Source organism: Streptomyces sp. LE64, assembly GCF_052606915.1.
The window spans coordinates 6,183,772-6,210,671 of the sequence record NZ_CP199708.1 but is presented as its reverse complement, the minus strand read 5'-3'; the positions used below and the strand labels follow the sequence as shown (position 1 = coordinate 6,210,671).

Sequence of the window (26,900 nt, the reverse complement as noted above, 5' to 3'; positions counted from 1 at the left end):
CGCGCGAACGCAGCCGCCCGCGCCCATCGAACGGGAAGAGGCACCATGCTCCTGCACCGCGTCACCAACCGGGGCATCCGACTGGGCACGGTCTTCGACCGGGCGTCCGCGCGGCACCCGGCGAGCCCCGTCTACCTCGATCACGACCTCGACATCGCCCCGGAACTCGGCCGCCGGGTGACGCTCACGGAGATCGCCGACCTCGTCGCGGACCACGCCTCCCGGTTGTGGGCCGCCGGGGTCCGTCCCGGTGAGCGGGTGGTGATCCACAAGGCGGACGGCTTCGACATCTCCTTGCTCGCCTACAGCGTGGCCCGGATCGGCGCGGTGCCGGTGCTCCTCTCGCCGAAGCTGGACGGCGCCACCGTCGCCCGGTTGCTGGCACGGTTGGGCCGCCCCGTCCTCCTCACGGACGCGGCCAAACTGGAGCGGGACCTCCCGGCCGAGGTCCTCGAACTGGCCGAGCGGGTGCTGGTGGCCACCGGACGGTTCCCGGGCACGACCCCGCTCGCCGCGCTCGCCGGGGTCCAGCGCGTCGCACCGGTGACCGCGCCCCAGGACCGGGCCGCGCTGATCACCCACACCTCGGGCACCACCGGACTGCCCAAGCTGGCCGTCCAGACGGGGCACACCATCCAGGCCCGCTGCCGGCCGCAGTCCGTGCTGCTCGCTCCGGTGGGCCGGCGCGAGCCGATCGCGGTGCACGTCTCCTTCGTCCACTCCCGGATGATCAGCGGGACGGCGCTGTTCGCGCTCCGCGGCCATCCCCTGATCGTGCTCCGCGAGGACGACCCGGAGCAGGTGGCGGAGTTGTTCTCGCGGGTGCCTCCGGGCGTGATCGAGTCCCACCCCAACACCCTGCTCCGGTGGGAGGTGCTGGCGGACCACCCGGCGAAGCCGCTGGCGCGCGTCCGCTGCTTCAGCAACACCTTCGACGCCATCCACCCCCGCACGGTGCACACCCTGTTGGGGGCGTCCGAGCGGAAGCTGCCGTTCTTCGCGCAGACCTACGGGCAGAGCGAGACCGGCGCGATCGCCGCCCGCACCTACACCCGGCACCGGTCCGGCGGCGCCGACGGACGCTGCGTGGGCCGGACCTTCCCCGGGATGACCGAGGTCCGGGTGGCGAGCCGGGACGGCCGCAGGCCGAGCCGTGAGTCCCCCGGGCACATCGAGGTGCGCAGCGGCGGGCAGATCATCGGCTACCACGGGGAGGACCAGCGGTTCGACCGGAACTTCTCCCCGGACGGCTGGTGGCGGATGGGCGACCTCGGCTACCGCACCCGCTGGGGCTGCCTGCACCTGTTGGACCGGGAGGTCGACGAGATCCCCGGCATCAGCACCCTGGACCTTGAGGACAAGCTCTTCACCCGGCTGCCGGAACTGCTGGAGGTCATCATCGTGCCGGGCGCGGACGGCCCGCCGGTGCCGGTGGTGTGCACCCGGGACGACCGTCCGCTCGATCGGGGCCGTTGGGACGAAGCGGTGACCGGACTGCCCCTGCTCGCGGCGCCGGTGCAACGACGGCTGGACGAGCTGCCGCACACCGCGACCACCAAGGTGAAGCGGCTGGAGCTGGCCCGGGAGCTGGCGCCGCGCCCCATCGGCCCGGATCGTCCGTGAACCCGTAATGCGGGCCCGGGCCGTCGAGCAGGACCCTTGGACGTGCGGCGCGCCGGGCCGGGCGGAACGGCCCGCACCGTTCCGCCCGCCGCCGGACGACGGCTACCCGGCGGCCGGGACGGGGGCGACCCCGAGCACCCCGGCGAGCAGGTCCCCGGTGATCCGGGGCCCGTCCTGGGTGAGCACCGACTCCGCGTGGAACTGCATGGAGGCGAAGAACGGGCCCCGCAGCGCGTGCACTTCGCCGTCGTGGGGATCGCGGCTGACCTCGACGGCGGCGCCGGCCACGGGGCCCGTCGGGCCGACGGGGACGAACCGGTCCGCCCGGGCGACGGCGGCGAAGGTGTTGTAGAAGCCGACGCGTTCCCGGGTCCCGAACAGGTCGATCTCGCGCTGGATCCCCTGGTTGGGGGCTTCGCGGCGGCGCAGCGGCAGTCCGAGCAGGGTGCAGAGGACCTGATGGCTCAGACAGACCGCGAGGAACGGGCGCCGGCGGGCGAGGAGTTCCGTCGTGATGGTGCGCAGACGGGCGATCTTGGGGTGGGAGACCCGCCGGGGGTCCCCCGGCCCGGGGCCCATCACCACCAGGTCGTGACCGTGGAGGGCGTGCGGCTCGTCGAAGCGCCGGTTCACCACCGACAGCCCCAGGGAACGGAGTTGGTGGTCGATCATGGCGGTGAAGGTGTCCTCGGCGTCGATCACCAGGACCCGACGGCCGGCCAGGACCGTCGCCGGTGACGGGTGGTGGTCCGGGCCGCCGGCGTGGTCCGGGCCGCCGGCGTCGTCCGCGCCGTTCGCGAGCCAGAAGCCGGCGATGGTGGTGTTCCGGCGCGCCAGAGCGGCCCGCACCCGGGGGTGGTCGGCGAAGCCCCGCCGGCCCCCGGCCTCCAGCGCCGCCAGCAGCCCGGCCGCCTTGGCCCGGGTCTCGGCGGCCTCCGAGGCGGGGTCGGAGTGGCGCACCAGGGTGGCGCCCACCCCGATCCCCACCCGTCCGGTGGCGTCGATGTCGGCGGTGCGGATGAGGATCGCCGAGTCCATGGTGGGGGCGCCGGCGGCGTCCCGTCCGATGAGTGCGGCGACCCCGCTGTAGTATCCGCGGCCGGCGGGCTCGTAGCGGCGGATGACGCGGGCGGCGCTCTCCAGGGGGCTGCCGGTGACGGTGGGGGCGAAGAGGGTCTCGCGCAGGATCTCCCGGGGGTCGCGCGCGGTGCGGCCCCGGATCAGGTACTCGGTGTGGGCGAGTCGGGCCATCTCCTTGAGGTAGGGGCCGGTGACCCGACCGCCCCCCTCGCAGATGCGGGCCATCATCTTGAGTTCCTCGTCGACCACCATGTACAGCTCGTCGGTCTCCTTGCGGTCGGCGAGGAAGTCCATGACGCCGGGGAGGGTGGAACCGGAAGCCGGGTAGCGGTAGGTGCCGCTGATGGGGTTCATCACGGCGACCCCGTCCGCCAGGCTGACGTGCCGTTCCGGGCTGGCGCCGACCAGGGTCCGCTCGCCGGTGTGGACGACGAAGACCCAGTAGGCCCCGACCTCGCCTTCGACGAGCCGGCGGAAGAAGGCCAGGGCGGCGTGGACGGTGTAGTCGGTGATGTCGGCGACGAAGGAGCGCCGGACGACGAAGTTGGCGCCCTCGCCCCGGCCGATCTCCTCGGCCACGACCCTGCGGACGGTGTCCGCGTACGCCTCGTCGTCGGGCTCGAACCGGGCACCGGTCAGTTCCGTCGGCCGGTCCGGGACGAGGGCGAGGGCCGCACCGAGGGCGGTGGTGGCGTGGTCGGTGATGGTGAGGGCGAGGAGCGGAGTGCCGTCGTCGGGGGCGTCGAAGCCGCGCTCCACGATCTGCCGGTAGGGGATCAGGACGAGGGTCTCCGGGCCGGGGCGGCCGGGGGCGGGGGCCAGGGGGACCCGGTCGAGGGTGCCGGGGGCGGTGACCTCGCCGAGGAGGACGTCGAGGGTGCCGGGGCCGGTGCTCTCCGGGCGGTACAGCAGGGCGAAGGGCGGCGGCCGGTCGGCGAGCACCCGGCGCAGCAGTCGGCGGGCGCGGGTCCGTTCCCCGTCCGGTTCCCGGCCACCCGCGGCCGCTCCCCGGGGTGCTGTTCCGGTCACGAGAAGACCTCCTTCGCGGTCAGGAGCATCGCGCAGCGCGAGGCCGCGTACTCCAGGGCGAGCCGGTGGTGGTCGGCGGAGAAGTCCGCGACGGCATCGGCGACCAGGAAGGGCTGGATGTCGTGGGTGAACGCGTCGACGGCGGTCATCAACACGCCGACGTGGGCGTAGACCCCGCACAGCACCAGTTGGTCGCGCCCCGTGTCGCGCATCAGCCGCAGCAGGTCGGTCCGGTGGAAGGCGCTGTAGCGCCACTTGGTGAGGATCCAGTCGCCGGGCGCCGGCGCCAGCGGCTCGACGACCTCACGGTCGGCCGGGTCGACCCGCATGCCGGGCCCCCAGAAGTCGGCGAGCAGTCCGCGCTGTTCGGGGGTCATGCCGCCCGGCTGCGCGGTGTACGCGACGGGGACGCCGCACTCGGCCGCCCGGCGGCGCAGCAGCGCCGCGTGGTGCAGCAGCTCGCCGCCGGGGGAACCGCCCGGCGGGAAGGGTCGTAGGAAGTAGCGCTGCATGTCGTGGACGAGCAGCACCGCGCGGTCCGTGTCGACGGTCCAGGACACGGTGTTGCGGGGCAGCTCGCCAGCGGTCGGCATCGAGTAGGGCGCGATGGGCGGAATGCCTGCCATGGGTCGGTGCCTCCTGGGCGGGAACGGGGACGGGTCAGGCGCCGAGCCCGGCGCCGCCGTCGACGGTCAGGTCGTGCAGGGTGATGTGGCCGGCCCGGTCGGAGAGCAGGAACAGCACGGCCTCGGCGATGTCCTCGGGCCGGGCCAGCTTGTTCAGGGGGATGCCGGTGCGGAACGCCTCCGGGTCGCCCGCCAGGGTGGCGCGCGGGCCCGACTCGTCGTGCCACATCGACCGGAGCATGGGCGTGTCGGTGGATCCGGGGGCGACCAGGTTGCAGCGGATGCCGTAGCGGGCGACCTCCAGGCCGAGGCTCTTGGTGAACTGGGTGGCGGCGGCCTTGGAGGCGGCGTACGCGGCCATGCCGGCCCGCGGGGTGCGGGCGGCGTTGGACGCGACGGTGACCAGGGCGCCCCGGCCACGCGGGATCATCCGGTCGACGACCGCGCGGGACATGTGGAAGACGCCGTTGACGTTGACCGCGAAGGTGGTGACCCAGTCCTCGGTGGTGAAGTCGCGCACCGGGCCGAGGCGCAGCACCCCGGCGGCGTTGACGAGCTGGTCCACCGGCCCGAGTTCGCGTTCGACGGTGTCGACCAGGGGAGCCGCGGCGGCGGGGTCGGCGACGTCCGCCGGATACCCCCGCACCGGCAGTCCGTCGGCGGTCAGGTCGGCGACGGCCCGGTGCAGTGCCTTCTCGTCGCGGTCGACGGCGGCCACGGGGGTGCCGCGCTCGGCCAGGCGTCGGACCACGGCGGCACCGATCCCGCCCGCGGCGCCGGTGACCAGGGCGATGCTGTTCGTCACTGCCGTTCCCCTCCTCTGCCGGCCCGGGGCCGGACCTCGTCTCGGTGTGGTGCGCGGCTGGTGCCGGGGTTCAGGCCGCCCAGGCGGAGACCACGGTGACGGCCTGGCCGGGGTTGAGCCGGGGATCGCAGAAGCTGGTGTACTTGTCGCCGACCCGCTCGATGCCGGTGGCGTCGGGGACGCACTCGGTGACCTGGTCGGGGGTGGTCTCCAGGTGCAGCCCGCCGGCGACGCCGCCCTCGGCCAGGACGGCCCGCTGGAACTCCCGGACCTCGCGGACGACGGTCTCCACGAAACGGGTCTTCAGTCCGCCGGGGGCGGTGACGGTGTTGCCGTGCAGCGGGTCGGTGAGCCAGACGACCGGATGGCCGGCCCTGCGCACGGTCCTGACCAGCGACGGCAGCCGTTCCCCGACGAGGTCGGCGCCCATCCGGGCGATGAGGGTCAGTCGGCCCGGCTCCCGTGCGGGGTCCAGGCGGAGGCACAGCTCCAGCAGTTCGTCGGCGGTGGTCCCGGGGCCCACCTTGCAGGCCACCGGGTTGTCGACGGACGCGAGCAACGCGACGTGGGCGCCGTCCGGCTGCCGGGTCCGTTCACCGATCCAGGGCCAGTGGGTGGAGGTCAGCAGGGTTCCGCCCCGCGGGGTCCGGCGGGTCAGCGGGAGTTCGTAGTCGAGCAGCAGGGCCTCGTGGCTGGTCCACACCCGGCGCCCCCGAGCCGGGCGGCGGGCCGGGCCGAGCCAGCCGAGGTGGGTGAGGGCCTCGGCAGCGGCGTGGTAGCCGGTGAGCATGCGCCCGGGGTCGGGGCGGCGCAGCTCCGGGTCGGGCTCCGGACCGTTGACCATGTGCCCCCGGTAGACGGGCAGTTCACGCCCGTCCACCCGTTCGGTGGGGTTCGAGCGGGGCTTGGCGAACTGTCCCGCGATCCGGCCGACCCGGAGCACGGGCCGATGGGTGGCCGTCTCCATCACCCCGGCCAGGACGTCGAGGAGTTCACTCTTGCGGGCCACGTATCCGGCCGAGCACTCCGCCGGGTCCTCCGCGCAGTCCCCCGCCTGCACCACCCTGAACTCCCCCGCGGCGACCCGGGCGAGCAGCCCGCGCAGCCGCCCCACGTCGGCGGCGTCGACCAGGTGCGGCAGACCCGTCAGTCGGTCCCTGACCTCCTCCAAGCGCTCGTGGCCGGACCACTCCGGCTGGTGCTGTGCGGGCCTGGAGCTGAGGGCTGGCTGTGCGGCGACCATGGATGTCTCCCGGTACGGGGGCGGGGCGGGCCAGGGGCGTCGGGACGGACGTACGGGGCCGGAACGGCGGCAGGCGCCGCTGCCCGGCCCGGGCAGCGGCGGTCCGCCGGCCGCGGGACGGCTGCGGCTCCCCCAGATCTTGTGGGGCGGTGGCGGGTGTCGCCAAGTGGTCGCGAGGTCACTCCGTCAGGTACCGGATACTTCATCATGTCGCCATGGAACAGCTCGGGTTGACGAGGTGTCAGTCCGAGGCCGGCGGGGTACCCCCGCACGGTCCGGGCCCTGCTCGGGCGGGCCGGCCGGTTCCCGGGCTCCCCCACCCGGTCGGAGCGGGTGGTGTCGGCACACCCTGCTGCCGGTGGTCGGAGCACACCACTTTGGGGGGCGGGACGGACCACGTCCTCCCGGCGGTCACGGAAGGCGACGGGCCGATGGCGGGAGGTGCGCGCCGAGCCCGTCAGCCGCCGGTGGGGTGCGGTGGCGCGGCCGTGGTCACCTCGACGAGCAGGTGCTCGATCGCGTGGGCGCCCTCCTGGAAGACGGCCCGGCGCACCGGCCGCAGCGCCCGTCCGCACTCGGCGGCGATCCGGCGCAGGGCGTCCAGATCGCCCCGGGCACTGAAGTGCAGCAGTACGGTGCCGCCGGGGGCGAGCCGTTGGGGCGCCTGGGCGAGGAAGCGCCGGTGGGCGGCGTATCCGGGGTCGACGTAGCCGCGTTCGTGCATCGACGCGTACCGGTAGTCCGCGGGCGCCAGGACGTAGTTGGAGTGCCAGAAGATCGTGTCGAAGCGTTCCCCGGGCGGCAGGGCGTCGAAGAGGTCGCTGTGGACGGCGCGGACGCGGTCGGCGACCCCGTGGCGTTCGGCGTTCAGCGCGGCGTTGCGCACGGCTGCCTCGTTGATGTCGACGGCCACCACCCGGTCGTGTCCGGCCAGTGCCCCGGCCACCGCGATGACGCCGGTGCCGCAGCCGATCTCCAACAGCGAACCGGAACGGGAGCCCGGCCGGGGGTCGTCGAGGCCGAGCAGGCGCAGGGAGAACCCGGTGGTGGGCGAGTAGACCGGGGCGAAGACTCCGGGGAGGAGGTCCCAGGTGGAGCCGCAGAGCTGGAAGGTGTCCGGCCGGCCCGCGTGGGTGAGGGCCCATCGGCTGCGCGCCAGGGAGCGTCGGTAGTCCTGTATGGCCTCCATGCCGTTCGCCGCCGTCCCCGTCCTCGTCCGGCCGGGCGGCCCGACCGCCGTTTCCGCGCCCGGACCATCCTCCTCGGGGCCCCCGACGTGCGGGAAGGTGGGCCGGCACCACATCGAACCGCTTCCAGCAGTGGGCCGACCACCGTCCAGAGCGTGGATCCACGCTTCCTGACGGAGTGTTACATGGTAAATACTTCGATCGACATGGCATATGCGCTGCCAGGGGCGACTGCCACGGACTGAGGCGGGGTGGGACATGGCGCTACGGGAAGCCGGGAACCGGCCGGACGCGCTGACCGTACTGGGGCTGTTGGCCGAGGAAGCGCCGGCGGCCTCCATCGAGTCGTTGTCGGAGGAGGCCCGTCGCAGCGGTGCCGCCGGCACCGAACTGGCCCACCTGGAGCGGGCGGTACGGCTCGGACTGGACGTCCACGCCCGGCACCGACAGCGCCAGCAGCGCGAAGCGGGCCTCTCCGCGCTGCTCGACACCGCCCGGGACCTCGTCGCCCCGGACGGGCTCGACGAGCTGCTCAAGATGGTCACCCGGCGGACCCGGCTGCTGCTCGGCGCGGACATGGCCTACATCAGCTTCCCCGACGCGGAGGAGGGCGTCTTCCGCGTCCGGGCCTCGGACGGGCACGTCTCGGCGCTCAACGTCGGTCTGCGACTGACCGGCGAGGCGGGGCTCGGCCATGTGGCCGTGGCCAGTTCGGCACCCGTCTGGACCCCGGACTACCTCGATGACGTCAGGATCCGGCACAGCACGGACATCGACCAGGTGGTCCAAGCGGAGGGCCTGCGCGCGGTCATGGCGGTCCCGCTGAGTCACGGGACCCGACCGTTCGGCGCGCTCTACATCGCCGACCGGGACGTCCGCCACTACACCCGGGAGGAGATATCGACCGCGAGCGCGCTCGGCGAGCTGGCCGGCCTGGCCATCGAACGCGCCCGCCACCTCGACGAGGCCCGCGCCACGGTGCGGACGCTGCGCGGGGAAGTGGGCAGGTACGCCGAGTCGCTGGCGCTGCTGCGCGAGCAACGGCGCGCCCACACCGACCTGATCGAACAGGCGTTGTCGGAGACCGACCCCAAGGCGCTCACCGTCGCCGCTGCCCGCTGCCTGGGCGGTTCCTTACGGATCCACGCCGTCGACGGCACCGTCCTGGCCGGTACCGGCACGTTCCCCGGTTCGGGGGCGGAGGACCGCGTGGGAGCGGCGCTGACCGAAGCGCACGCCGCCCACCGTCCGGTCCGGGCTCCGAACGGGGTGTGGGCCATGCCGGTCACCGGCGGGGGCGAGGTCCTGGGCACGCTCGCGGCCCAGCCCGGCTCGCGCCGCCGGGAGGAGATCGAGGAACTGCTGCGGCTGGTCGCCCAGGCGGTGGCGGTGCACCTGCTGCGGACCGGGCGGGCCAGCGTCTCCCAGGGCCGGGCGTACGACGAACTCCTGGAGGACCTCCTCACCAACCCCCCTCGACCGCCGCAGCAGTTGACCGAGCGCGCCCGCCGGATCGGCATCGACCTGAGCACCCCGCACGTGGTGGTGGTCGCCCGTCCCGAGGGCGGGGCCTGCGGTCGGGCCAGCTTCCTGGTCTCGGGCCTGGCCCAGCGGCTCAACGGGCTCCGCGCCAGCCACGGCGGTGCGGTGGTCCTGCTGCTGCCCGGCGCGGACGCCGCCGCCACCGCACGCGCCGTCCTCGACGAGCTGACCCCCCTGCTCGGCGAGGACGTGACGGTGGCCGGCGCCGGTCCGGTCTCGGACGCCGCCTCCGTCCTCCACTGCCACCAGGAGGCGTTGCGCTGCCTGGACGCGATGACCGCGCTCGGCACCACCGGACGCTCCGCCTCCACCCACGAACTGGGCTTCCTCGGGGTGCTGCTCGCGGACAACCGGGACGTGCGGTCGTTCGTGGACTCGGTCCTCGGCCCGGTGCTCGACTACGACCGACAGCGCCTCACCGAGCTGTGCCGCACGCTGGACGTCTACTTCGGGACCGGTGGCAGCCCGACCCGCGCCGCCCAGCGGCTGCACGTCCATCCGAACACCGTCGCCCGGCGGCTGGAGCGGATCGGCGAGTTGCTCGGCCCCGACTGGCAGGAGCCCGGGAACGCCCTGGAGGTGCAGCTCGCCCTCCGGCTCGCCCGGGTGCGGGACGTCCTGATGGGCGAGGAGTCGGCGCCGGGACGGGCACCGTGACCGCGGCACGCCCCCTCGGGGCAGGGCTTCCCGCTCCGGTGGCGGGCGGGGCTCACCCCGCCCGGCACAGCGGCCGGTGCCCCGCTTCGGCCAGGGCCGCGACGGCGTGCGCGGCGGAGGCCAGGGTGACGTGTCGGTGCCAGCCGTTGAACGACCGGCCGGTGTAGTCGCGGATGCCGGTGCGGTCCGCGATCTCCTCGAAGTCCCGTTCGACCCGGCCGGTCAACCGGCTCAGTCGGAACAGCGCCCCGGGCGACGCGTCGGGCACGTCGGCCAGCCACAGTTCCTGGGGCCAGCGGCACCCCGGGGCCCCCGCGCCGAGCAGCAGCAGGTCCTCGTCCGCGCCGGCGTCCCGGCGTCGGGGCCGCCGTCCGAAGGTCGGCGTCTCGGGGAGACGGACCCGCACGGCGGCGACCAGTGCGGTGCGGGGCGAGGCGTCGAGCCCGTGGTCGGTCCAGACGACCGGGCGGCACAGGGCCCGGGACGCGCCGACGATCCGGTGCGCGGGCAGGGCCTGGGGGCCGGGTCGGGCCGGGGCCGCGTCGACGGGGCGGAGCGGCAGCGTGCTGTTGACCCGGAGGACGAACGGGACGCCCGCCGCCCGCAACCGTCGGGCCGCCTTCATCCCGTCGAACTCGCGCACGTCCGTGACCACGGGCCGGACCGGCAGTCGCCAGTCCGAGGTCAGTTCCAGCGCCGCCTCCACCGCGCAGTCCCCGAGCGTGCGGGCGTGCACGTCCGCGGGGATGGACGCCTGGCTACGGCGCGGCACGTCGTCGAGCCATGCCTGGGAGAGGTGGAGCCGCCAGTTGACCGGCATGCTCACCGCGTCCGAAGCGGACCAGACCCCCACCGCCTGCTGGGCGTTGAGCACCTGTCCGAGGGAGGAGATGAAGCAGCGGTCGACACCGACCGAGTGTTCCCCGGCCTTCGGGATGACCGTGTGCCGCGCCACCCACGCCTGCGGCGGCACCGCGGCGGTGACGTGGCCCGCCAGCACGGCGCGCACGGGCGCCCAGTCCCAGGTGGAACTGCTGATGAAGTGGTGCAGGTTCTGTTCCGTCGTCTGTCCCCCGACCAGTCGAGCGATGTTGCGGATCGACTTGCGGCCCTCGGCGTCCAGCAGCCCTCGCAGGTACTCCACGCCCTTGCGGCGCTGGTCCACCCGGGGCAACGACGCGAACAGGACCGAGCTCAGCTCGGTGAGGACGACGTCGTGGAAGTCCGCGTCCACCGGCGTCGGACCGGGCGGCCGTGCATCCCCTACGCACAGGGACAAGTCGCTCATCGAGATCCCCCAACTGAAAGCGGTGCGGACCTGGCAACGGTGAGATGACCTTAGACAGTCCCCTCCGGTCGGGCCCAGGTGGACAGAGCACACGGCTGCCGCGGGTGATCGATGGCGTGACCACCAAGGGGGCGGGCGGGCCGCCCGGACGCGGCCGGGGTCCACCCGGTGGTGGGGTGCCGGGGCCATCAGGGGCCGAGTTGACGGACCAGGCCGTTCCCGCATGCATCCGCCGCGGGCCCGGTGCCAGACTCCGTACCCATGCGAGCAGCCTTCATCGAGCAGCCCGGCCCGCCGGAGAACATCCGCTACGGCGAACTCCCCGTCCCGGTGCCGGGACCGACCGACGTCCTGGTCGACACCCTGGCCACCACGGTCAACCCGGTGGACACCTTCGTCCGGTCCGGCCTGTTCCCCACCCCGCTTCCGCTCCCGTTCGTCGTGGGACGCGACCTGGTGGGCACGGTGACCCGGGTCGGCCCCGGGGCGTGCGGCTTCAGCGTCGGGGACCGGGTCTGGACCAACAGCCTGGGGCACGGGGGCCGCCAGGGCGCTGCCGCCGAGCGGGCGGTGGTCGCCGCCGACCGTCTCTACCCCCTCCCCTCCGGGGTGCCGGTCGAGGACGCCGTGGCCGTCGTGCATCCGGCGGCCACCGCCCGGCTGGCCCTCTTCACCCACGGCCGGCTCCGGGCCGGCGAAACGGTGTGGGTGGCCGGCGCCGGCGGGAACGTCGGGTCGGCGATGGTCGTCCTGGCCGTCGACGCCGGGGCCCGGGTGCTGGCCACGGCCGCCGCCCGCGATCTCGACCACTGCCGGGACCTGGGCGCCGCCGAGGCGTTCGACTACCGCGATCCGCACCTGTCGGCGCGGCTCGCGGCGGCCTGCCCGTCGGGGGTCGACCTCCACCTCGACACGTCCGGCACGAACGACCTGACGAGCGCCGTCGAGCTGCTCGCACCGCGCGGGCGGATCGTGCTGCTGGCCGGCGCCCGCGCCCGACCGGTGCTCCCGGTGGGCCCGCTCTACATGAAGGACTGTTCGATCGTCGGGTTCGTGATCTCCCACGCGACGACCGCGGAGTTGGCCGAGGCCGCGACCGACATCAACCGGTTGGTCGCGACGGGGCGGCTGCGCCCCCGGGCGACGGAGGTGCTCCCCCTGAGTGCGACGGCCGAGACCCACGCCCGGCTGGAACGCGGCGAACTGCACGGCAGGCGGGTGGTGTTGCGCCCGGGGAGCTGACCGCGCGCCCGACCCCCGCGGCGTCCGACGTCCCGTCAGGGCGGGTCAGGAGCTGCCGGTTCCGGCTCTTTCCGGCCCTCACCCGCGCTCCCGCCGACCAACGGGAACCCGGACGTGTATGGTCCTGGTTATGCGGATGGGCGAAGGAGTCGAGTGGGGCCTGCACTGCTGCCTCACCCTGGCCTGGCTCGGTGACGAGGAGCCGGTGCCGACCCGACGGTTGGCGACCTGGTTCGACCTGCCGCCGGCCTATCTGCACAAGCGTCTCCAGACGCTGGTGCGGGCCGGCATCCTCAGCAGCACCCCCGGCGCCCGGGGCGGATTCCGGTTGGCACGACCGCCGGAGAGCATCTCGCTGATGGACGTGGTCGCCGCCATCGAGGGCAAGGACGACATGTTCCGCTGCACCGAGATCCGACAGCGGGCCCAAGGCCGCGAGGCGCCGGAGCGGGAGTTCCGGCAGCCCTGCGGGGTCGCCACCGCGATGCGACGGGCCGAGCTGGCCTGGCGCCGCGCGCTCGCCGAACAGACGGTGGCCGATCTGATGGCCGCCGCACCCCCCGGGGCGGCCGACCGCACCCGGCGCCACTACGGACGCATGACCGGCTGAGCCACCGGCCACGAGGGGCCGGCGCTCGCGCACCACCCACCAACACGCGCAGAACCACGAGGAGAATCCGGATGTCCAATGTCTCGATTCCGGTGGGGCGGTCCACCACCCACGGCCAGGCACCACCCCAGGGCGGACTGTCGTCCACCCTCGTCCTCGCCCTGGGGACCTTCGCCGTCGGCACCGACGCCTTCGTCGTGGCCGGCTTCCTCCCCGAGATGGCCGCCGACCTGGAGGTGTCGAAGGCCACGGCGGGCCAGTCGATCACCGTCTTCGCCGCCGCCTACGCCGTGCTCTCCCCGATCCTGGCCACCCTCCTCGCCCGCCTTCCGCGCCGTACCGTCCTGATCGGCTCCCTGATCGTCCTGGGGCTCGCGAACCTCGGCTCGGCCATCGCGCCCGACATGACGGTCATGCTGGTCAGTCGGGTCCTCGCCGCCGCCGGCGCCGCCGCGTACACCCCCAACGCCGGGGCCGTGAGCGCCTCCCTGGTCCGTCCCGAACTACGGGCCCGGGCCCTCGCCGTGGTGGTCGGGGGCCTCACCGTCGCCACCGCGCTCGGCGTGCCCCTCGGCAATGCCGCCAGCAACTGGTTCGGCTGGCGCACCGCACTCGCCCTGGTGGCCGGGCTCTGCCTGCTCATCGCGGTGGTCCTGCGGCTGACGATGCCCTGGGTGCCGGGCAACGAGCGGGTGCCGCTGCGGACCCGGCTCTCCGTGCTGCGCCGACCCGCCGTCCTCGCCGTCCTCCCGCTGAGCGTGCTCGGCATGGGCGCCTGCTACACCGCCTACGCCTACAGCGTGCCCGTCCTGGAGGCGGTGGGCGTACCGGAGAGCGCCGTCCTCTGGATGCTCTTCCTCTACGGATTCGGCGCCGTCCTCGGCAACCTGGCCTCCGGGTACGCCACCGACCGCTGGGGCTCCCGCCGGGTGCTCACCACCGGGTACGTCACCATGGTCGCGGCACTGGGGCTGCTGGCCTGGCTCGCCGCGGTCGGTGCCGAGGTACGCCCGCTGGTGGGGCTGCTGGTGCTGCTCTGGGGCGCCAGCAGTTGGTGCCAGACGCCCCCGCAGCAGCACCGGCTGATCGAGGTGGCCCCCCAGGAGGCGCCCCTGGTGGTCTCCCTCAACTCCTCCTCGATCTACCTGGGCATCGGCCTCGGCACCGCGATCGGAGGCGCCGCCCTCGGGGCCGGCGCGGCCACCGTCTACGGCGCCGGCGCGGCCATCGCCGCCGTGGCCCTGCTCTTCCTCCTCGCCACCGCGCGGGCCCCCGCCCAGGGCGGCTGAGGCGCGAACCGGCCCCGGCCCGTCCCGGGACGGGCCGAGCGAATCCCCCGCGGACCGGAGGACCGTCGTCCGGGCCGCGCTTCCAGACGGTACGACGTCGCACCACCCGCTGAACCACCCCTCAGCGCGCGACGACCGGCGACCGGCGCGGAGAGAGACCCTGCTGCCCGGTGTTCCCGACACCCAGCCCGGCACCCCGGGGCGCCGCGTACCGAAGCGGCCCCTCGGCCCGGCTCCTCCCCGCCCCCGGCGCGGGAGCCCCACGTCGACGAAAACCGAGAGGTGTCCCATGACCGACTACGCGATGGAGCTGGGCTGGGAGGCCGGGACGGACGTCCCTCCGCCACCGGCACCGGACCCCGCCGACGCCACCGGCCCCACCGGGGCGCAGGCACTCATCCGCGCCCTGGAGGACGAGGGGGTGGACACCGTCTTCGGCATCCCCGGCGGAGCGGTCCTCCCCGCGTACGACCCGCTGATGGACTCCACCCGGCTGCGTCACGTGCTGGTCCGGCACGAGCAGGGCGCCGGCCACGCCGCCACCGGCTACGCCCAGGCCACCGGCCGGGTCGGGGTCTGCATGGCCACGTCGGGTCCCGGCGCCACCAACCTCGTCACCCCCATCGCCGACGCCTACATGGACTCGGTGCCGATCGTGGCCGTCACCGGGCAGGTGCCCTCGGCGATGATCGGGACCGACGCCTTCCAGGAGGCGGACATCTGCGGCATCACGGTCCCCATCACCAAGCACAACTACCTCGTCACCGAGCCGGACGACATCCCCCGGGTCATCGCCGAGGCGTTCCACATCGCGGCCTCCGGCCGCCCCGGCCCGGTCCTCGTCGACATCACCAAGGACGCCCTCCAGGGCCGTACCCGGGCCCGCTCCGTCACCCCCGCGCTGCCCGGCTACCGCCCGGTGCCCCGTCCGCACGCAAAGCAGGTCCGGGAGGCCGCACGGCTGCTCGCCGAAGCCGCACGGCCCGTCCTCTACGTCGGCGGCGGCGTCGTCAAGGCGGGCGCCGCACGGGAGTTGATGACCCTGGTGGAGCTGACCGGGGCACCGGTCACCACCACCCTGATGGCACTCGGCGCCTTCCCCGACAGCCATCCGCGGCACCTGGGAATGCCCGGCATGCACGGCACGGTCACCGCGGTCACCGCGCTCCAGAAGTCCGATCTCATCATCGCCCTCGGCGCCCGCTTCGACGACCGCGTCACCGGGAGGCCGGACGGGTTCGCGCCGGAGGCGAAGGTCGTCCACGTCGACGTCGACCCGGCCGAGATCGGCAAGATCCGGGCCGTGGACGTGCCGATCGTCGGGGACGTCCGCGAGGTGCTCCAGGAGTTGGTCGCCGCCGTCCGGGCCGAGCACGAGGCCGGCAACCGGGGCGACTACGACGGCTGGTGGGACCGGTTGGAGGACTGGCGGACCCGCTACCCCCTCGGATACGTTCCCGCCCCGGCGGGCCGGCTGGCCCCGCAGCAGGTGATCGAGCGGGTGGGCCGCCTCGCCCCGCCCGGAACGATCTTCACCGCGGGCGTCGGCCAACACCAGATGTGGGCCAGCCAGTTCATCCGCTTCGAGGAGCCGGGCCGCTGGCTGAACTCCGGCGGCGCCGGGACGATGGGGTACGCGGTGCCCGCGGCGATGGGCGCGCGGGTCGGCCGGCCCGACCGCACCGTGTGGGCCATCGACGGCGACGGGTGCTTCCAGATGACCAACCAGGAACTGGTCACCTGCGCGCTGAACAACATCCCGATCAAGGTCGCCATCATCAACAACGGCGCCCTCGGCATGGTCCGCCAGTGGCAGACCCTCTTCTACGAGCAGCGCTACTCCCAGACCACGCTGCACGCTCAGCCTGCCGGGCCCGGCGCGGAGCCGGGCACCCGGGTCCCGGACTTCGTCCTGCTCGCCGAAGCGATGGGGTGTCTGGGGCTGCGGTGCGAACGGCCGGAGGACCTGGACGCGGTCATCGAGCGGGCCAACGCGGTGAACGACCGGCCGGTGGTGGTCGACTTCGTCGTGCACCAGGACGCGATGGTCTGGCCGATGGTGGCGGCCGGGACGAGCAACGACGAGATCCAGTTCGCACTCGGGATGCGCCCCGACTTCGGTGACGCCCTGGAGTGAGCCGCCGGGAGCGGGGGCGTCCGGCCCCGGCCGTGGCAGGGGTCCGACCGGACGCGCACGGGTCGGACACCGGGTTCGCCCCCGGTGACGGTCCGACCCCTCCGGCACCGGGATCGGACGGTCAGCGTCCTTCGGAGGCGGAGCGGAGCAACCGGGGATCGATGTCGGTCACGGTGTCCGCCTGGTCCGGCAGGCCGGCTGCCGTGACGAGGCACCCGTACTCGTCCTGCCGCAGGGCGAGCCGGAACGCGTTGAGCGTGCTGACGAGGTAGTCGACGGCGATCTCCGCCTCGTCGTTGGCGAGGAGGGCGCGGACCGGACGGAGGGCCGGCAGGGCCTCCGTCCGGTCCGCGAGGGCTCGTCGTTCCAGAGCGTCGACCACTTCCGCGGAGGGTCTCCTCCGCGGAACGGTTCATTCGCGCCTGGCTCCTCGGTGCCGCGGGGAACCCACCTGCGGGGAGGCGGGGGCGGGGCGCTCCCCCGCCGCGCGGCCGGGCGGCCCGCCCCGGCCACGGCACCCGCACCGATCCGCGCGGAGGACCTAACGGAGGATGAGTTCCTCCTCGGTGTGCTGCCAGCCGGTCCGTCGGTACTCGCGCGGCGACATCCCGTGGGCGCGGGTGAAGACCCGGGTGAGGGCGGAGGCGTCCGCGTAGCCGAGGGTTCGTGCGGCTCGACCGACCGTCATGCCCTCTTCGAGGTACTGGCGCGCCAGGGTCATGCGGAGTTGGGTCCGCCACTGCGCGTAGGTCTGACCGGTGGCGTCGAGGAAGTCGCGTCCGAGGGTCCGCGCGTCCACGTCCAGTTCGGTGGCCCACTGGACGAGGGTGCGACGGCTCGCGGGATCGCGTCGGAACCCCTCGACGATCCGGGTGACGGCGGAGGCGACCGTTCCGCCGGCGGCAGCAGGGAGGTCGGGCGTGGAGGAGAGTTCGAGGAAGCGTCGGGTGACGGCGTTGGGGTCGTGCCCCTCGGGGCGGAGGAAACTGTAGTTGGCGACGGCCGTGTGCAGGAGGAAGCCCTCGGCCCGCGGCGGGAAGCCCTGCACCAGGGCGTGCTCCGGCGGGGCGGCCGAGGACCCGGGACGGGAGCCGAGCGGGAGCAGGAGGGCGTCGCGCGGCAGCGTGATGCTGTTGCGCACCCCCGCCGGGAGCCAGGCGACGTCGCCCTGCCGCAGTCGGTGCCGTCGGCCCCCGACGACGAGCCGCGCGGTGCCCCGGTGGACCCAGACGAGCACGTGGAAGTCGCTGATCCGGTTCCAGGTCCGCGACGCCGGGATCGACGGCGGCTCACCGGTCTCCCCGCCCTCCGCACCGCCGTGCGCATGGGCGTCGAGCTGCGCTTCGAGGGCGCTCGGGAGCGGCCGGTTCGCTGGCGGACCGGTGCGGCGCCCTTGCCCGTACGCGCGGGGAGTCACTCCGGTGTGCGCGCGGAACGCCTTCGTGAACCCCGCGGGGGTGGCGAAGCCGACCTGTCTGCCGGTCCAGCCGACGCCGTGGCCCAGGTCGAGGTAGCTCGCCGCGGCGGCCACCCGGGCCGCGGTGCGCCACCGGGCGAAGGGCAGTCCGGTCTCCTTCAGGAACTGCTGCTGGAGGGTGCGGACGCCGATGCTGACCGACCGGGCCAGCTCGTCGACCCCCGTTCCATGGCTCGGGTTCTGGAGCAGCGTCCGTGCGACGGTGAGGGCTTCGGGCGACACGGGCAGCGGCGGGGTGGGGAGCGGGCTCCGGTGCTCGCGCGCCGCGTCAGCCGGTCGTGCGCGGGCGAGGAGGTCGAGCAGCCCGCTGTCGTCCGCGGCACCGCGGAGGTAGCCGAGGCTGCGGGCGAACTGGTGGGTGAGCCAGTCCGACCAGTTGTCCGGGAAGTCGACGCGGAGGGGACGGTTGATCACGGTCGACCGGGAGCGTGCGGCGGGGAAGATCGGAAGCGCGAGGGATCCCGGCTCGACCTCGATCTCGTAGGGCAGGCCGGCGGGGACCCAGAGGCCCTGGCCCCTGGTGAGGCGGTGCCGCTCGGTCGCCGTCCGTACGCGGGCGGTTCCGGTGTGCATCCAGAGCAGGGCGGGCTCCCGCGCGTTCCCCGGTGAGGTGGCGCGGGCGGCCGGGACCTCCGGGATGGGCACGCTCGGGAGCCGTGGGCGTGCGGCCACGCCACCCCCTCCCTGTCAGTCCATGGATCGTGCGCCTCAGGATAACCAATGACCGAAAAGCAAGGTTAGCCTTACTTAAGTGGCCCCTGTGGCGATCTGACGCCCTGTTCCCCGGCCCCGTCCCGTTCTTCGAGGAGTCCTTCCGTGTCCCTTCCCGCGCGCCCGCTGACCGTGTTCCCCGTGGCCCTGCGGGAACTGGCCGTCGCCCGGATCGTCGAGGTCACGGCGGGGATGCGGCGGGTGACCCTGACCGGTGACCAGCTGGGCGCGTTCACCTCCGCGGACGGAACGCGGTGGCCGGCGTTCAGGTCGCCGGGTTTCGACGACGACGTCCGACTGCTGTTCCCGTACCCGGGCGAGAGCGAGCCCGTCCTGCCCGTGATCGAGGACGGACGGGTCACGTTCGCGGAAGGACGCCGCCCGATCGCCCGCGCCTACACGGTGCGCCGCCACGACCCGCACGGAGGTGAGCTGGACGTCGACGTCGTGCTCCACGGCGAGGGCGTCGCCTCGAACTGGGTCCGGACGGCGGCGCCGGGGGACCGGATGCACATCGCCGGTCCCGGCAGGACGCGGGGGCTCCCGGTGGGCACCGACCGGCTGCTGGTCGCGGGCGACGACACGGCGGTCCCCGCCATCGCGCGTCTGCTGGAGGAGCTTCCGGACGACGCCCTCGGACGGGTGCTGATCGACGTCGAGCACGCCGCGCACGCGCTGGAACTGCGCGGTCCCGCGGGAGTCGAGGTCACCTGGCTGCCGCGGGCGTCCGCTCCCCCGCGCCCCGGCGCGCTGCTGGCCGCCGTCCGCGCGACGACCTGGGCGGACGGCGCGTGGTTCGCCTGGCTGGCCGGTGAGCAGTCGGAGGTCCAGCGGATCCGTCGGCACCTCGTCCACGAGCGTCGGATGCCCGCGTCCGCGATCGACTTCACGGGCTACTGGAAGCGCGGGGCCACCGGCACCGACCGGTCCTGACGCCCCGCACCGGGAACCCCTGCCCTCCCCTCGCCCGCTCCGGTCCCTCCCCCACCGGTCGCCGGGCGCGCCCCGCCCTGCCCTGTTCCGTCCCTCCCCGTCCCGAGAAGCACAAGAACGGCACTCATGAACATCACCCGACGCAGCAGCATCACCGGTTTGATCGGCGCGGCGCTGGCCGCGGCCCTCGCACTGACCGGATGCTCGTCCACCGCGTCCCCCCAGAAGACCGCGACCAGCGAGGGGCCGAGCCGGCTACCGGCCGCCGAGGGGCGCACCTCCTACCCTCTGACCCTCAAGTCGCCGTTCGGCGAGACCGTGCTGGAGAAGCGCCCCGAACGGATCGCGGCGGTCGTCCCGAACGCGATCGACACCGAGTTGCTCCTCGCGCTCGGCGTGACGCCCGTGCTCAGCTCCGGTCTCGTCGACGAGGGCGGATACCTCGACGAGCACGGCGCGGAACACCTCGCGACCTACGAGTTCGTGATGGGCGAGAAGGTGCCGGTGGAAGCCGTCGCCGCGAGCAAGCCGGACCTGATCGTCGCCGTCGGCTGGACGGACGGCCTCGGCGGGGTGAAGCTCGCCGACCACTACGACCGGCTGGCCACCATCGCCCCGGTCGTGACCAGTCCGGACACCGCCTCGCAACTGCTCATCCCCTGGCAGGACTCGGTCCGGGTGCTCGGCGAGGCACTCGATCTCGCCGATGCCGCGAAGGCCGTGGTCGACGACCACGAGAAGCACTTCGCGAAGGTGCGCGAGAAGCACCCCGAGTTCGACGGACTCACCGCGACCTGGGCGATCAACTACGGCTCCGCCAACGGGCTCCAGTACCTCTCCCGGCCCGGTTCCGCGCCCGAGGCGTTCCTGGCCGAGCTGGGCTTCGCCAAGAACCCGGCGGCACGGGAGTTCGCCCGCGAAGCCACGGTGAGCGACGAACTGCTGTCGAAGATCGACGCCGATGTGCTGCTGCTCGGTCAGAGCGCCGCCGCACGCGACGCGGAGATGCGGGAGCTGACCGGCCGCGACCTGTTCCGCAACCTCGGCGCCGTCTCCTCGGGGAACTTCGTCCAACTCCCCCCGAAGACGGACGACGGCGGTGACCTGCTGTGGGCGATCAGCAGCGGCGGACCGATCGGGAACAAGTGGGCGGCCGAGCACCTCGTCCCCCTCGTGGCCGACGCCCTCTGACACCCCGCACGGGCGGGGCGCGGGCCGTGCCGCGCCCCGCGTCCGTCCGATCGAGGAGAACCATGACCACCGATGCGACGCGCTCCGGCCCCCCGGGACCGGAACGCACGGAGCGGCTCCCGCACACCCGGCGGCTGCTCGGACTGGTGGCGCTGACGTGCCTGCTGGCCTGCGTGCTGGCGTTGAGCGTGAGCTTCGGAACGAATCCGCTCCCGCTGCGGGACGTGTGGCGGAACGTGTTCCGTCCCGACGGGTCCGAGGCGGCGTCGATCGTCTGGACCCTGCGGGTGCCCCGCACCCTGGTCGGCGTCGTCGCGGGCATCGCCTTCGGAGTCGCGGGAGCGCTGATCCAGGCGATCACCCGCAACCCCCTCGCCGACCCGGGCATCCTGGGCGTGAACGCCGGAGCGGGGTTCGCCATCACCATCGGCGTGGGCCTGTTCGGGGTGTCGGGCGTCACCGGGTACGTGTGGTTCTCCTTCCTGGGTGCGGTCCTCGCCACGGCGGCGGTCTACGCCATCGGCTCCGCCGGACGGGGTGCCGCCTCGCCGGTCACGCTCGTGCTCGCCGGTGTGGCCCTGGCCGCGGTGCTGACGGCGTTCTCGACGTTCGTGATGTTGATGGACGAGGAGACCTTCCGGGCCTTCCGCAACTGGGGCCTCGGATCGCTCGCCCGCACCTCGATCGCCGACACGCTCTCCGTGCTGCCGTTCGTCCTCGTCGGGCTGGTGATCGCCTGTTGCCTGGGCGGAGCGTTGAACGCCGTCGCCCTCGGCGACGACCAGGCGGCGTCTCTGGGCGCCGGCGTCACCCGCACCCGCATCGCCGGGATCGCCGCGGTCACGCTGCTCGCCGGCGGGGCCACCGCCCTCACCGGAGGGATCGCGTTCATCGGGCTGATGGTCCCGCACGTGGTGCGCTGGTTCACCGGACCTGACCAGCGGTGGATCATCGCGTACACCGTCCTGGCCTCCCCGACCGTCGTCCTCGTCGCCGATGTGACCGGACGCCTCGTCGCCCGCCCCGGAGAGATCGAGGCGGGCGTGCTGACGGCACTGGTCGGCGGACCCGTGCTCATCGCACTCGTACGTCGCAGGAAGGCGGCCGGCCTGTGAACCGCTCCCCCTCCCGACCGGAACCGATCGACTTCGGCTACCGGCACGTCCACCTCCGCGTCGGACGCCTGGTGGCGGCCCGCCTCAGCGTCCGGAGCCTCGCGGTCAACGCGCTGCTCACGGCGATCGCGCTCGGCGCCGCGGGACTGGCCCTCGGCTTCGGCGACTACCCACTCACCCCCGCCCAGGTGGTGCGGGCGCTCACCGGCCGGGGCGACGACTTCCACCGGATGATCGTGACCGAGTGGCGACTGCCGATGGCGATCGGCGCGGTCCTCTTCGGTGCACTGCTGGGGATCGGCGGGGCGGTCTTCCAGTCCCTCACCCGCAACCCCCTCGGATCGCCGGACGTGATCGGCTTCGACGCCGGCTCCTACACGGGCGTCGTCATCACGATGCTGCTCCTCGGCTCCCACCGGCACTGGTCGGTGGCCACGGCGGCGCTCGCAGGAGGTCTCCTCACCGCGGGCGCGGTCTACCTGCTCGCCCATCGGCGAGGCGTGCAGGGGTTCCGGCTGATCATCGTCGGTGTCGCCGTCTCGGCCATGCTCGGATCGATCAACGCCTACCTCGTCACCCGTGCCGACATCAACGACGCCATGAGCGTCGGCTTCTGGGCGGCGGGCTCGCTGAGCCGCGTGGGATGGGCCGCGCTGATCCCCTCCCTGATCGGCGGGGCGCTCGTCCTGGGATGCGTCATCGCCCTCGCGCCGGCACTGCGGCAACTGGAGTTGGGGGACGACGCGGCGCTCGCCCAAGGGGTCCGCGCGGCCCGCGCCCGACCGGTGCTCCTGATCGTGGGCGTCGCCACGACCGCGCTGGTGACCGCGGCTGCCGGACCGATCGGGTTCGTCGCGCTCGCCGCGCCGCAACTCGCACGCCGGCTGACCCGCACCCCGGGGGTGACGGTCGCCTCCGCCGCGTTCATGGGAGCCGCGCTCGTCGCCCTCGCCCACGCCTCGTCGCTGGCGATCGCGCAGGCGTACCGACCCGTGCCCGTCGGCCTGATCACCGTCTGCTTCGGCGGGCTCTACCTGATCCGGCTGCTGATCCGCGAAACGAGACGGAACACATGAGCCCCTCCGACCCCGAAACCCCCGTGCGCCCGCCGGGGCCTTCCCGGCTCCGCGCCGAGGACGTGACCATCGGGTACGACGAACGCCCCGTCAATGCAGGGCTGTCCGTGGCGATCCCGGACGGATCGTTCACGGTCGTCGTCGGCCCCAACGCGTGCGGGAAGTCAACCTTGCTGCGCGGGCTCTCCAGACTCCTGCGCCCCTCCCAGGGGCGGATCGTGCTCGACGGCCAGGACATCCACTCCTACAAGGCCAAGGACGTCGCCCGCCGGCTCGGGCTCCTTCCGCAGTCCTCGCTCGCCCCCGACGGCATCCGCGTCGCCGACCTCGTGGCCCGCGGTCGCCACCCGTACCAGAAGCTCATCCGGCAATGGACCGACGACGACCAGCGGACCGTCGCGGACGCGATGGCCGCGACCGGCGTCCAGGACCTGTCCGCACGCCTGGTCGACGAGTTGTCGGGCGGGCAACGCCAGCGCGTCTGGGTGGCGATGGCGCTCGCCCAGCAGACCGACATCCTCCTCCTCGACGAGCCTACGACCTTCCTCGACCTCACCCACCAGATCGAGTTGCTCGAACTCTTCACCGACCTGCACCTGGCCGGTCGCACCCTCGTCGCGGTGCTCCACGACCTCAACCAGGCGGCGCGGTACGCGACGCACCTGATCGCGATGAAGGACGGCGCCGTCGTGGCCGAGGGGCCCCCGTCCGACGTGGTCACCGCGGAACTGGTCCGGGAGGTCTTCGGGCTGCGGTGCCTCGTCGTCCCCGACCCCGTCGCCGGCACCCCCCAGGTCGTTCCGATCGGACGCGACCGCACCACTCGACGGAAGGCCCCCCATGACGCCTGAACACGACTCCCGGGCAGCGCCGACCGGGCGTTCGCCCCTCGTCCGGGCGCTGCTCCCCAGCCTCCCGGCCCTCGGTCTCGCCTCGTTCGCCGCCGCCGTCTCCGGGCTCTGCGGGCTCGGTGCGCTCTGGTTCACGACCCGGCTCCTCACCGACCCGGAGCCCGTGCACGCCGTGCGCGCCGGTGCCGCGTGGCTCGCCGGCAGCCTGCTGTCGGCGGTGTCCTCGTGGACCGCTCACCGCGGCGAAGCACGGGTCGCGGAACGTCTGCGGCACGAGGTCGCGGGACACCTGGTGCGGATGCCGGCGAGTGCGCTGGCCCGGCGCGGCGGTGACGCGCTGCGCCGCCTGGTCTCCGACGACATCGCGGCACTCCACCACGCCGTCGCCCACCTGCCCGCCGAGATCGCGGCGCTCGCGGTCGTCCCCCTGGCGAGCACGGTCGTCGTCCTCGCCGTCGCGGGGCCGGCCGCGCTGCTCGCCCTCGTCCCGGGGCTGCTCGCCGCCTGCTACCACCTGCTCGTGGTGCCCCGGACCTCCGCCCGCCACGGCGCCGAGAGCGCCCGGGTGATGAGCGAGGTCGTCACCGCGGTCGACGACCACGCCCGCGGCATACGGATCTCCCGCGTCTACGGTTCCCAGGGAGGCGCAGCGGCCCGCTACGCCGCGGCCACCCGACGCTTCACCACCGCAATGGTCCGCTGGGTGGGGCGGGTCGCCACGCTCGCCGCCGTCGCGGGCGCACTGCTCCAGGCGGCCGCGACCTACGCCGTCGCCTACGCGGTCGGCCACGGACGGGAACCCGCAACGCTCGCCGTGATGCTGCTGTTCGGCCTGGCCACCGTCACCCCGGCGCTACGCCTCGGGCACGGGCTGGACTACGTCCGCGCGGGCCGGGCCGCCGCCGACCGCATCGCCGAGGTGTTGCGGGAACCCGTCGTCACGCCCTTTCCGCAGCGGGCCGACACCGGGGGGACGTCCACCGGGACGTCCCTGGAACGCCTCACGGTGGGGAGTCCGGAGCACGTCCTCGTCCACGAGGCGACGCACACCTTCGCGCCGGCGACGCTCACCTCCGTCACCGGGCCCAGCGGCAGCGGCAAGACGACGCTCCTCCGGGTCATCGCCGGACTCGAACCGGCGAGGGCGGGGAGGGTGGTCCTTCCGTCCGCCCCGGCCCCGCAGTCACCCGTCTCCGCCCCGTCGGGGCCGGTCCTCCTCGTGCCGCAGGGCGGCGACGCACTGCCCGGGACGGTCCGCGACACCCTCCGCCTCTCCGCCCCCGACGCGGCCGACCGGGACCTCGCCGAGGCACTGCGGCGGGCCCAACTCGACGTCCCGCCCGGGGCGGAGACGACGAACCTCTCCGGCGGCGAGAGGCAGCGCCTCGCACTGGCACGGGCCTTCCTCACCGACGCGCCCGTGATCCTCCTCGACGAACCCACCAGCGCACTGGACGAACCGACGGCCGCCCGGGCCGTGGCAGAGCTGCGCCTGCTCGCCGCCGAGGGGAAGACGCTGGTCATCGTCACGCACGACCTCACACTGGCCGCGGCCGCGGACGAACACCTCACCCTCGCCGAGGGGCACCTCACGACGACCGGAGGAAGGCGATGACCGCCCCCCTGCTCCCCGCCGCGGCGAAGCGGCGGCTGACGCGGATCTCCCTCGGCTGGGCGCTCGTCGCCGTCGCCGAAGCCGTCGCGTACACCGCGCTCGCCGCGGCCCTCGCGCACGGACTGCCGCCCGGACCCGTGCTCGGCGCGGCGGGAGCGGCCGTGGCGACGACCGTGCTGGTCTCACGCAGCGGCTACCTCACCGGCGCCCGACTCGCGGGCGACCTCTACGACGCGCTCGGCACCGCGTTCGCGCGGACCAAGCTCTCCTGGTTCACGGAGGCCAACCGTGCGCTGGTCGGGACCGTCGCCGGACGTGCCGTCCCGACGCTCATGAGCGTGCCCGCCCACCAGTTGCAGACCTTCGTCCTGTCGCCGCTGATCCCCTTGCTGCTGCTCGTCGGCATCGGGATCGTCAACGGGCCGTCCTCGATGCTCTTCGTGGGTGCGCTCCTGGTGGTCTCCTTCCTCGCGCAGAGCGTGGCCCAGCGGGCCCTGGCCCGCGCGGACGCCGCCCGGGGCGAGGCCGAACAGACGGCAGCCGCAGCGTCGTTGGAATTCGTCGACCACCTCGAACTGCTCCGGACGGCCGCGGGCCCCGACCGGGCGGCGGCCCGCCTCACGGCCGCCTGGAGGGCCCAGGGGGCCGCTCTCTCGCGCACCAACGACGCCGCCGCACCGGCGGGCCTCGTCTCCGGCCTCGCCGGCGCCCTTCCGCTCGCCGGAGTGGTCGTGCTCCTCGCGGTCACGGGAATCGAGGACCCCGCGGCGGCGCTCGCCCTCCTCGTCCTGACCGGACGGGCCGCGGCACCGCTGGAGGCGCTCGCTCTCGCCGGCCCGGCGGTGAACGACCTGCGCACCACGGTCCGGCAGTACGGCGCGGTGGTCACCGCGCCCGCGCTGCCGCAGCCCGCGCGGAGCGCCCCGGGCAACGGGCACCGGCTGGAACTCGCGCAGGTCTCGCACCCGCCCGTGCTCCGTGAGGTCTCCGCCGTGATCCCCGAAGGGGCCCGGGTGCTCGTCACCGGCCCCACGGGAAGCGGCAAGAGCACCCTGCTCCAGCTGCTCATGCGCTTCGACGACCCCGAAGAGGGACGGGTGACCCTGGGCGGAACCCCCCTGACGGAGCTGCGTGACGAGGACCTCGCCGCGCACTTCGCCTACGTCCCCCAGGAACCGATCGTGTTCGACGGCACCCTCGCCGAGAACATCCGGCTCGGCGATCCCTCGGCCACCGACGACGACGTCCTCGAAGCCGCCCGCACGGCACGGTTGGACGCCGTCGTCAGCCGGTCCCCGGACGGCATCCACCAGCAGGCCGGACACCACGGGAACGCGCTCTCCGGCGGGGAGCGCCAACGCGTCGCCCTGGCGCGCGCGCTCCTGAAGGACGCACCGGTCCTCATCCTCGACGAAGCGACGTCGGCCCTCGACGCGACGACGGAACGGCAGGTCGTGGCGGCGCTACGGCAACGGCCCGGCACGATCGTCGCGGTCACCCACCGGCACGCCGAGCTCTGGGACGCCACGGAGGTGATCACCCTGCCCGGGCGTGCCCCCCGGGCGTGACGCGA

Annotated in this window: 21 protein-coding genes; 13 read left to right on the top strand and 8 right to left on the bottom strand. The window is 74.0% G+C overall.

What is annotated here, in order from left to right; all coding sequences use genetic code 11:
* Positions 1 to 45 precede the first annotated feature (45 nt).
* Positions 46 to 1,623, top strand: coding sequence for a class I adenylate-forming enzyme family protein (locus ACSMX9_RS27685; RefSeq protein ID WP_445398034.1), 1,578 nt, complete (start codon positions 46 to 48; stop codon positions 1,621 to 1,623).
* 102 nt (positions 1,624 to 1,725) lie between these two features.
* Here the strand turns inward: ACSMX9_RS27685 and ACSMX9_RS27680 are convergent, their stop codons facing one another.
* From ACSMX9_RS27680 to ACSMX9_RS27660, 5 genes are all read right to left on the bottom strand, one after another.
* Complete coding sequence (locus ACSMX9_RS27680; protein ID WP_445403115.1) at positions 1,726 to 3,657, bottom strand: anthranilate synthase family protein; 1,932 nt, start codon at positions 3,655 to 3,657, stop codon at positions 1,726 to 1,728.
* Positions 3,658 to 3,728: 71 nt separating this feature from the next.
* Entirely contained in the window at positions 3,729 to 4,358 is a 630-nt protein-coding gene (locus ACSMX9_RS27675) for an isochorismatase family protein (RefSeq protein WP_445398032.1), read from the bottom strand.
* A gap of 34 nt (positions 4,359 to 4,392) precedes the next feature.
* On the bottom strand, positions 4,393 to 5,163 hold the full coding sequence (locus ACSMX9_RS27670) for a 2,3-dihydro-2,3-dihydroxybenzoate dehydrogenase (RefSeq protein ID WP_445398030.1): 771 nt from the start codon (positions 5,161 to 5,163) through the stop codon (positions 4,393 to 4,395).
* A 70-nt stretch (positions 5,164 to 5,233) separates the two neighbouring features.
* The gene (locus tag ACSMX9_RS27665) at positions 5,234 to 6,406 is read right to left on the bottom strand and encodes a 3-deoxy-7-phosphoheptulonate synthase (protein WP_445398028.1); all 1,173 of its coding nucleotides are present in this window, start codon (positions 6,404 to 6,406) and stop codon (positions 5,234 to 5,236) included.
* Positions 6,407 to 6,863: 457 nt separating this feature from the next.
* Positions 6,864 to 7,595: a methyltransferase domain-containing protein gene (locus ACSMX9_RS27660; protein WP_445398026.1), complete on the bottom strand. Its 732-nt coding sequence runs from the start codon at positions 7,593 to 7,595 to the stop codon at positions 6,864 to 6,866.
* 256 nt (positions 7,596 to 7,851) lie between these two features.
* On the opposite strand from ACSMX9_RS27660, the gene ACSMX9_RS27655 reads away from it, so the two are divergent.
* Complete coding sequence (locus ACSMX9_RS27655) at positions 7,852 to 9,792, top strand: helix-turn-helix domain-containing protein (RefSeq protein ID WP_445398024.1); 1,941 nt, start codon at positions 7,852 to 7,854, stop codon at positions 9,790 to 9,792.
* Between the two features lie 52 nt (positions 9,793 to 9,844).
* On the opposite strand, the gene ACSMX9_RS27650 is transcribed toward ACSMX9_RS27655, so the two are convergent.
* A complete protein-coding gene (locus ACSMX9_RS27650; protein WP_445398022.1) occupies positions 9,845 to 11,080 on the bottom strand; it encodes an IS701 family transposase in 1,236 nt (411 codons plus the stop codon).
* A 261-nt stretch (positions 11,081 to 11,341) separates the two neighbouring features.
* On the opposite strand from ACSMX9_RS27650, the gene ACSMX9_RS27645 reads away from it, so the two are divergent.
* The 4 genes from ACSMX9_RS27645 to ACSMX9_RS27630 all read left to right on the top strand — a co-directional run bounded on the left by ACSMX9_RS27645 (position 11,342) and on the right by ACSMX9_RS27630 (position 16,358).
* Complete coding sequence (locus tag ACSMX9_RS27645) at positions 11,342 to 12,322, top strand: NADPH:quinone reductase (protein ID WP_445398020.1); 981 nt, start codon at positions 11,342 to 11,344, stop codon at positions 12,320 to 12,322.
* Between the two features lie 130 nt (positions 12,323 to 12,452).
* Complete coding sequence (locus tag ACSMX9_RS27640) at positions 12,453 to 12,932, top strand: RrF2 family transcriptional regulator (RefSeq protein ID WP_445398018.1); 480 nt, start codon at positions 12,453 to 12,455, stop codon at positions 12,930 to 12,932.
* Between the two features lie 71 nt (positions 12,933 to 13,003).
* Complete coding sequence (locus ACSMX9_RS27635; protein WP_366116605.1) at positions 13,004 to 14,221, top strand: MFS transporter; 1,218 nt, start codon at positions 13,004 to 13,006, stop codon at positions 14,219 to 14,221.
* A 289-nt stretch (positions 14,222 to 14,510) separates the two neighbouring features.
* On the top strand, positions 14,511 to 16,358 hold the full coding sequence (locus ACSMX9_RS27630) for an acetolactate synthase large subunit (protein ID WP_445398016.1): 1,848 nt from the start codon (positions 14,511 to 14,513) through the stop codon (positions 16,356 to 16,358).
* Positions 16,359 to 16,479: 121 nt separating this feature from the next.
* On the opposite strand, the gene ACSMX9_RS27625 is transcribed toward ACSMX9_RS27630, so the two are convergent.
* Together ACSMX9_RS27625 and ACSMX9_RS27620 are read right to left on the bottom strand one after the other, a co-directional pair.
* Positions 16,480 to 16,740, bottom strand: coding sequence for a hypothetical protein (locus tag ACSMX9_RS27625; protein ID WP_445398014.1), 261 nt, complete (start codon positions 16,738 to 16,740; stop codon positions 16,480 to 16,482).
* A gap of 159 nt (positions 16,741 to 16,899) precedes the next feature.
* Entirely contained in the window at positions 16,900 to 18,507 is a 1,608-nt protein-coding gene (locus ACSMX9_RS27620; RefSeq protein WP_445398013.1) for a helix-turn-helix domain-containing protein, read from the bottom strand.
* Between the two features lie 144 nt (positions 18,508 to 18,651).
* Between ACSMX9_RS27620 and ACSMX9_RS27615 the strand changes: the two genes are divergently transcribed.
* The 7 genes from ACSMX9_RS27615 (at position 18,652) to ACSMX9_RS27585 (ending at position 26,895) form a co-directional block, all read left to right on the top strand.
* Entirely contained in the window at positions 18,652 to 19,479 is an 828-nt protein-coding gene (locus ACSMX9_RS27615) for a siderophore-interacting protein (protein ID WP_445398011.1), read from the top strand.
* A gap of 126 nt (positions 19,480 to 19,605) precedes the next feature.
* Positions 19,606 to 20,670: an ABC transporter substrate-binding protein gene (locus ACSMX9_RS27610; protein WP_445398009.1), complete on the top strand. Its 1,065-nt coding sequence runs from the start codon at positions 19,606 to 19,608 to the stop codon at positions 20,668 to 20,670.
* Positions 20,671 to 20,732: 62 nt separating this feature from the next.
* On the top strand, positions 20,733 to 21,785 hold the full coding sequence (locus ACSMX9_RS27605; protein ID WP_445398007.1) for a FecCD family ABC transporter permease: 1,053 nt from the start codon (positions 20,733 to 20,735) through the stop codon (positions 21,783 to 21,785).
* A complete protein-coding gene (locus ACSMX9_RS27600) occupies positions 21,782 to 22,861 on the top strand; it encodes a FecCD family ABC transporter permease (protein ID WP_445398005.1) in 1,080 nt (359 codons plus the stop codon). The genes ACSMX9_RS27605 and ACSMX9_RS27600 overlap by 4 nt, the downstream gene beginning before the upstream one ends.
* A complete protein-coding gene (locus ACSMX9_RS27595) occupies positions 22,858 to 23,712 on the top strand; it encodes an ABC transporter ATP-binding protein (protein WP_445398003.1) in 855 nt (284 codons plus the stop codon). The genes ACSMX9_RS27600 and ACSMX9_RS27595 overlap by 4 nt, the downstream gene beginning before the upstream one ends.
* Positions 23,702 to 25,327, top strand: a complete 1,626-nt coding sequence (locus ACSMX9_RS27590) for an ATP-binding cassette domain-containing protein (protein ID WP_445398001.1) — start codon at positions 23,702 to 23,704, stop codon at positions 25,325 to 25,327. Before ACSMX9_RS27595 ends, ACSMX9_RS27590 begins: the two co-directional genes overlap by 11 nt.
* On the top strand, positions 25,324 to 26,895 hold the full coding sequence (locus ACSMX9_RS27585) for an ATP-binding cassette domain-containing protein (protein ID WP_445397999.1): 1,572 nt from the start codon (positions 25,324 to 25,326) through the stop codon (positions 26,893 to 26,895). Before ACSMX9_RS27590 ends, ACSMX9_RS27585 begins: the two co-directional genes overlap by 4 nt.
* The last annotated feature ends 5 nt before the right edge of the window (positions 26,896 to 26,900 follow it).

Excerpts from the sequence above, each read along its gene's own strand:
- ACSMX9_RS27665 (WP_445398028.1), bottom strand. The coding sequence starts at position 6,406 with ATGGTCGCCGCACAGCCAGCCCTCAGCTCCAGGCCCGCACAGCACCAG.
- ACSMX9_RS27655 (WP_445398024.1), top strand. The coding sequence starts at position 7,852 with ATGGCGCTACGGGAAGCCGGGAACCGGCCGGACGCGCTGACCGTACTG.
- ACSMX9_RS27610 (WP_445398009.1), top strand. The coding sequence starts at position 19,606 with ATGAACATCACCCGACGCAGCAGCATCACCGGTTTGATCGGCGCGGCG.
- ACSMX9_RS27630 (WP_445398016.1), top strand. The coding sequence starts at position 14,511 with ATGACCGACTACGCGATGGAGCTGGGCTGGGAGGCCGGGACGGACGTC.
- ACSMX9_RS27675 (WP_445398032.1), bottom strand. The coding sequence starts at position 4,358 with ATGGCAGGCATTCCGCCCATCGCGCCCTACTCGATGCCGACCGCTGGC.
- ACSMX9_RS27650 (WP_445398022.1), bottom strand. The coding sequence starts at position 11,080 with ATGAGCGACTTGTCCCTGTGCGTAGGGGATGCACGGCCGCCCGGTCCG.
- ACSMX9_RS27685 (WP_445398034.1), top strand. The coding sequence starts at position 46 with ATGCTCCTGCACCGCGTCACCAACCGGGGCATCCGACTGGGCACGGTC.
- ACSMX9_RS27605 (WP_445398007.1), top strand. The coding sequence starts at position 20,733 with ATGACCACCGATGCGACGCGCTCCGGCCCCCCGGGACCGGAACGCACG.
- ACSMX9_RS27640 (WP_445398018.1), top strand. The coding sequence starts at position 12,453 with ATGCGGATGGGCGAAGGAGTCGAGTGGGGCCTGCACTGCTGCCTCACC.
- ACSMX9_RS27645 (WP_445398020.1), top strand. The coding sequence starts at position 11,342 with ATGCGAGCAGCCTTCATCGAGCAGCCCGGCCCGCCGGAGAACATCCGC.
- ACSMX9_RS27635 (WP_366116605.1), top strand. The coding sequence starts at position 13,004 with ATGTCCAATGTCTCGATTCCGGTGGGGCGGTCCACCACCCACGGCCAG.
- ACSMX9_RS27590 (WP_445398001.1), top strand. The coding sequence starts at position 23,702 with ATGACGCCTGAACACGACTCCCGGGCAGCGCCGACCGGGCGTTCGCCC.
- ACSMX9_RS27660 (WP_445398026.1), bottom strand. The coding sequence starts at position 7,595 with ATGGAGGCCATACAGGACTACCGACGCTCCCTGGCGCGCAGCCGATGG.
- ACSMX9_RS27585 (WP_445397999.1), top strand. The coding sequence starts at position 25,324 with ATGACCGCCCCCCTGCTCCCCGCCGCGGCGAAGCGGCGGCTGACGCGG.
- ACSMX9_RS27595 (WP_445398003.1), top strand. The coding sequence starts at position 22,858 with ATGAGCCCCTCCGACCCCGAAACCCCCGTGCGCCCGCCGGGGCCTTCC.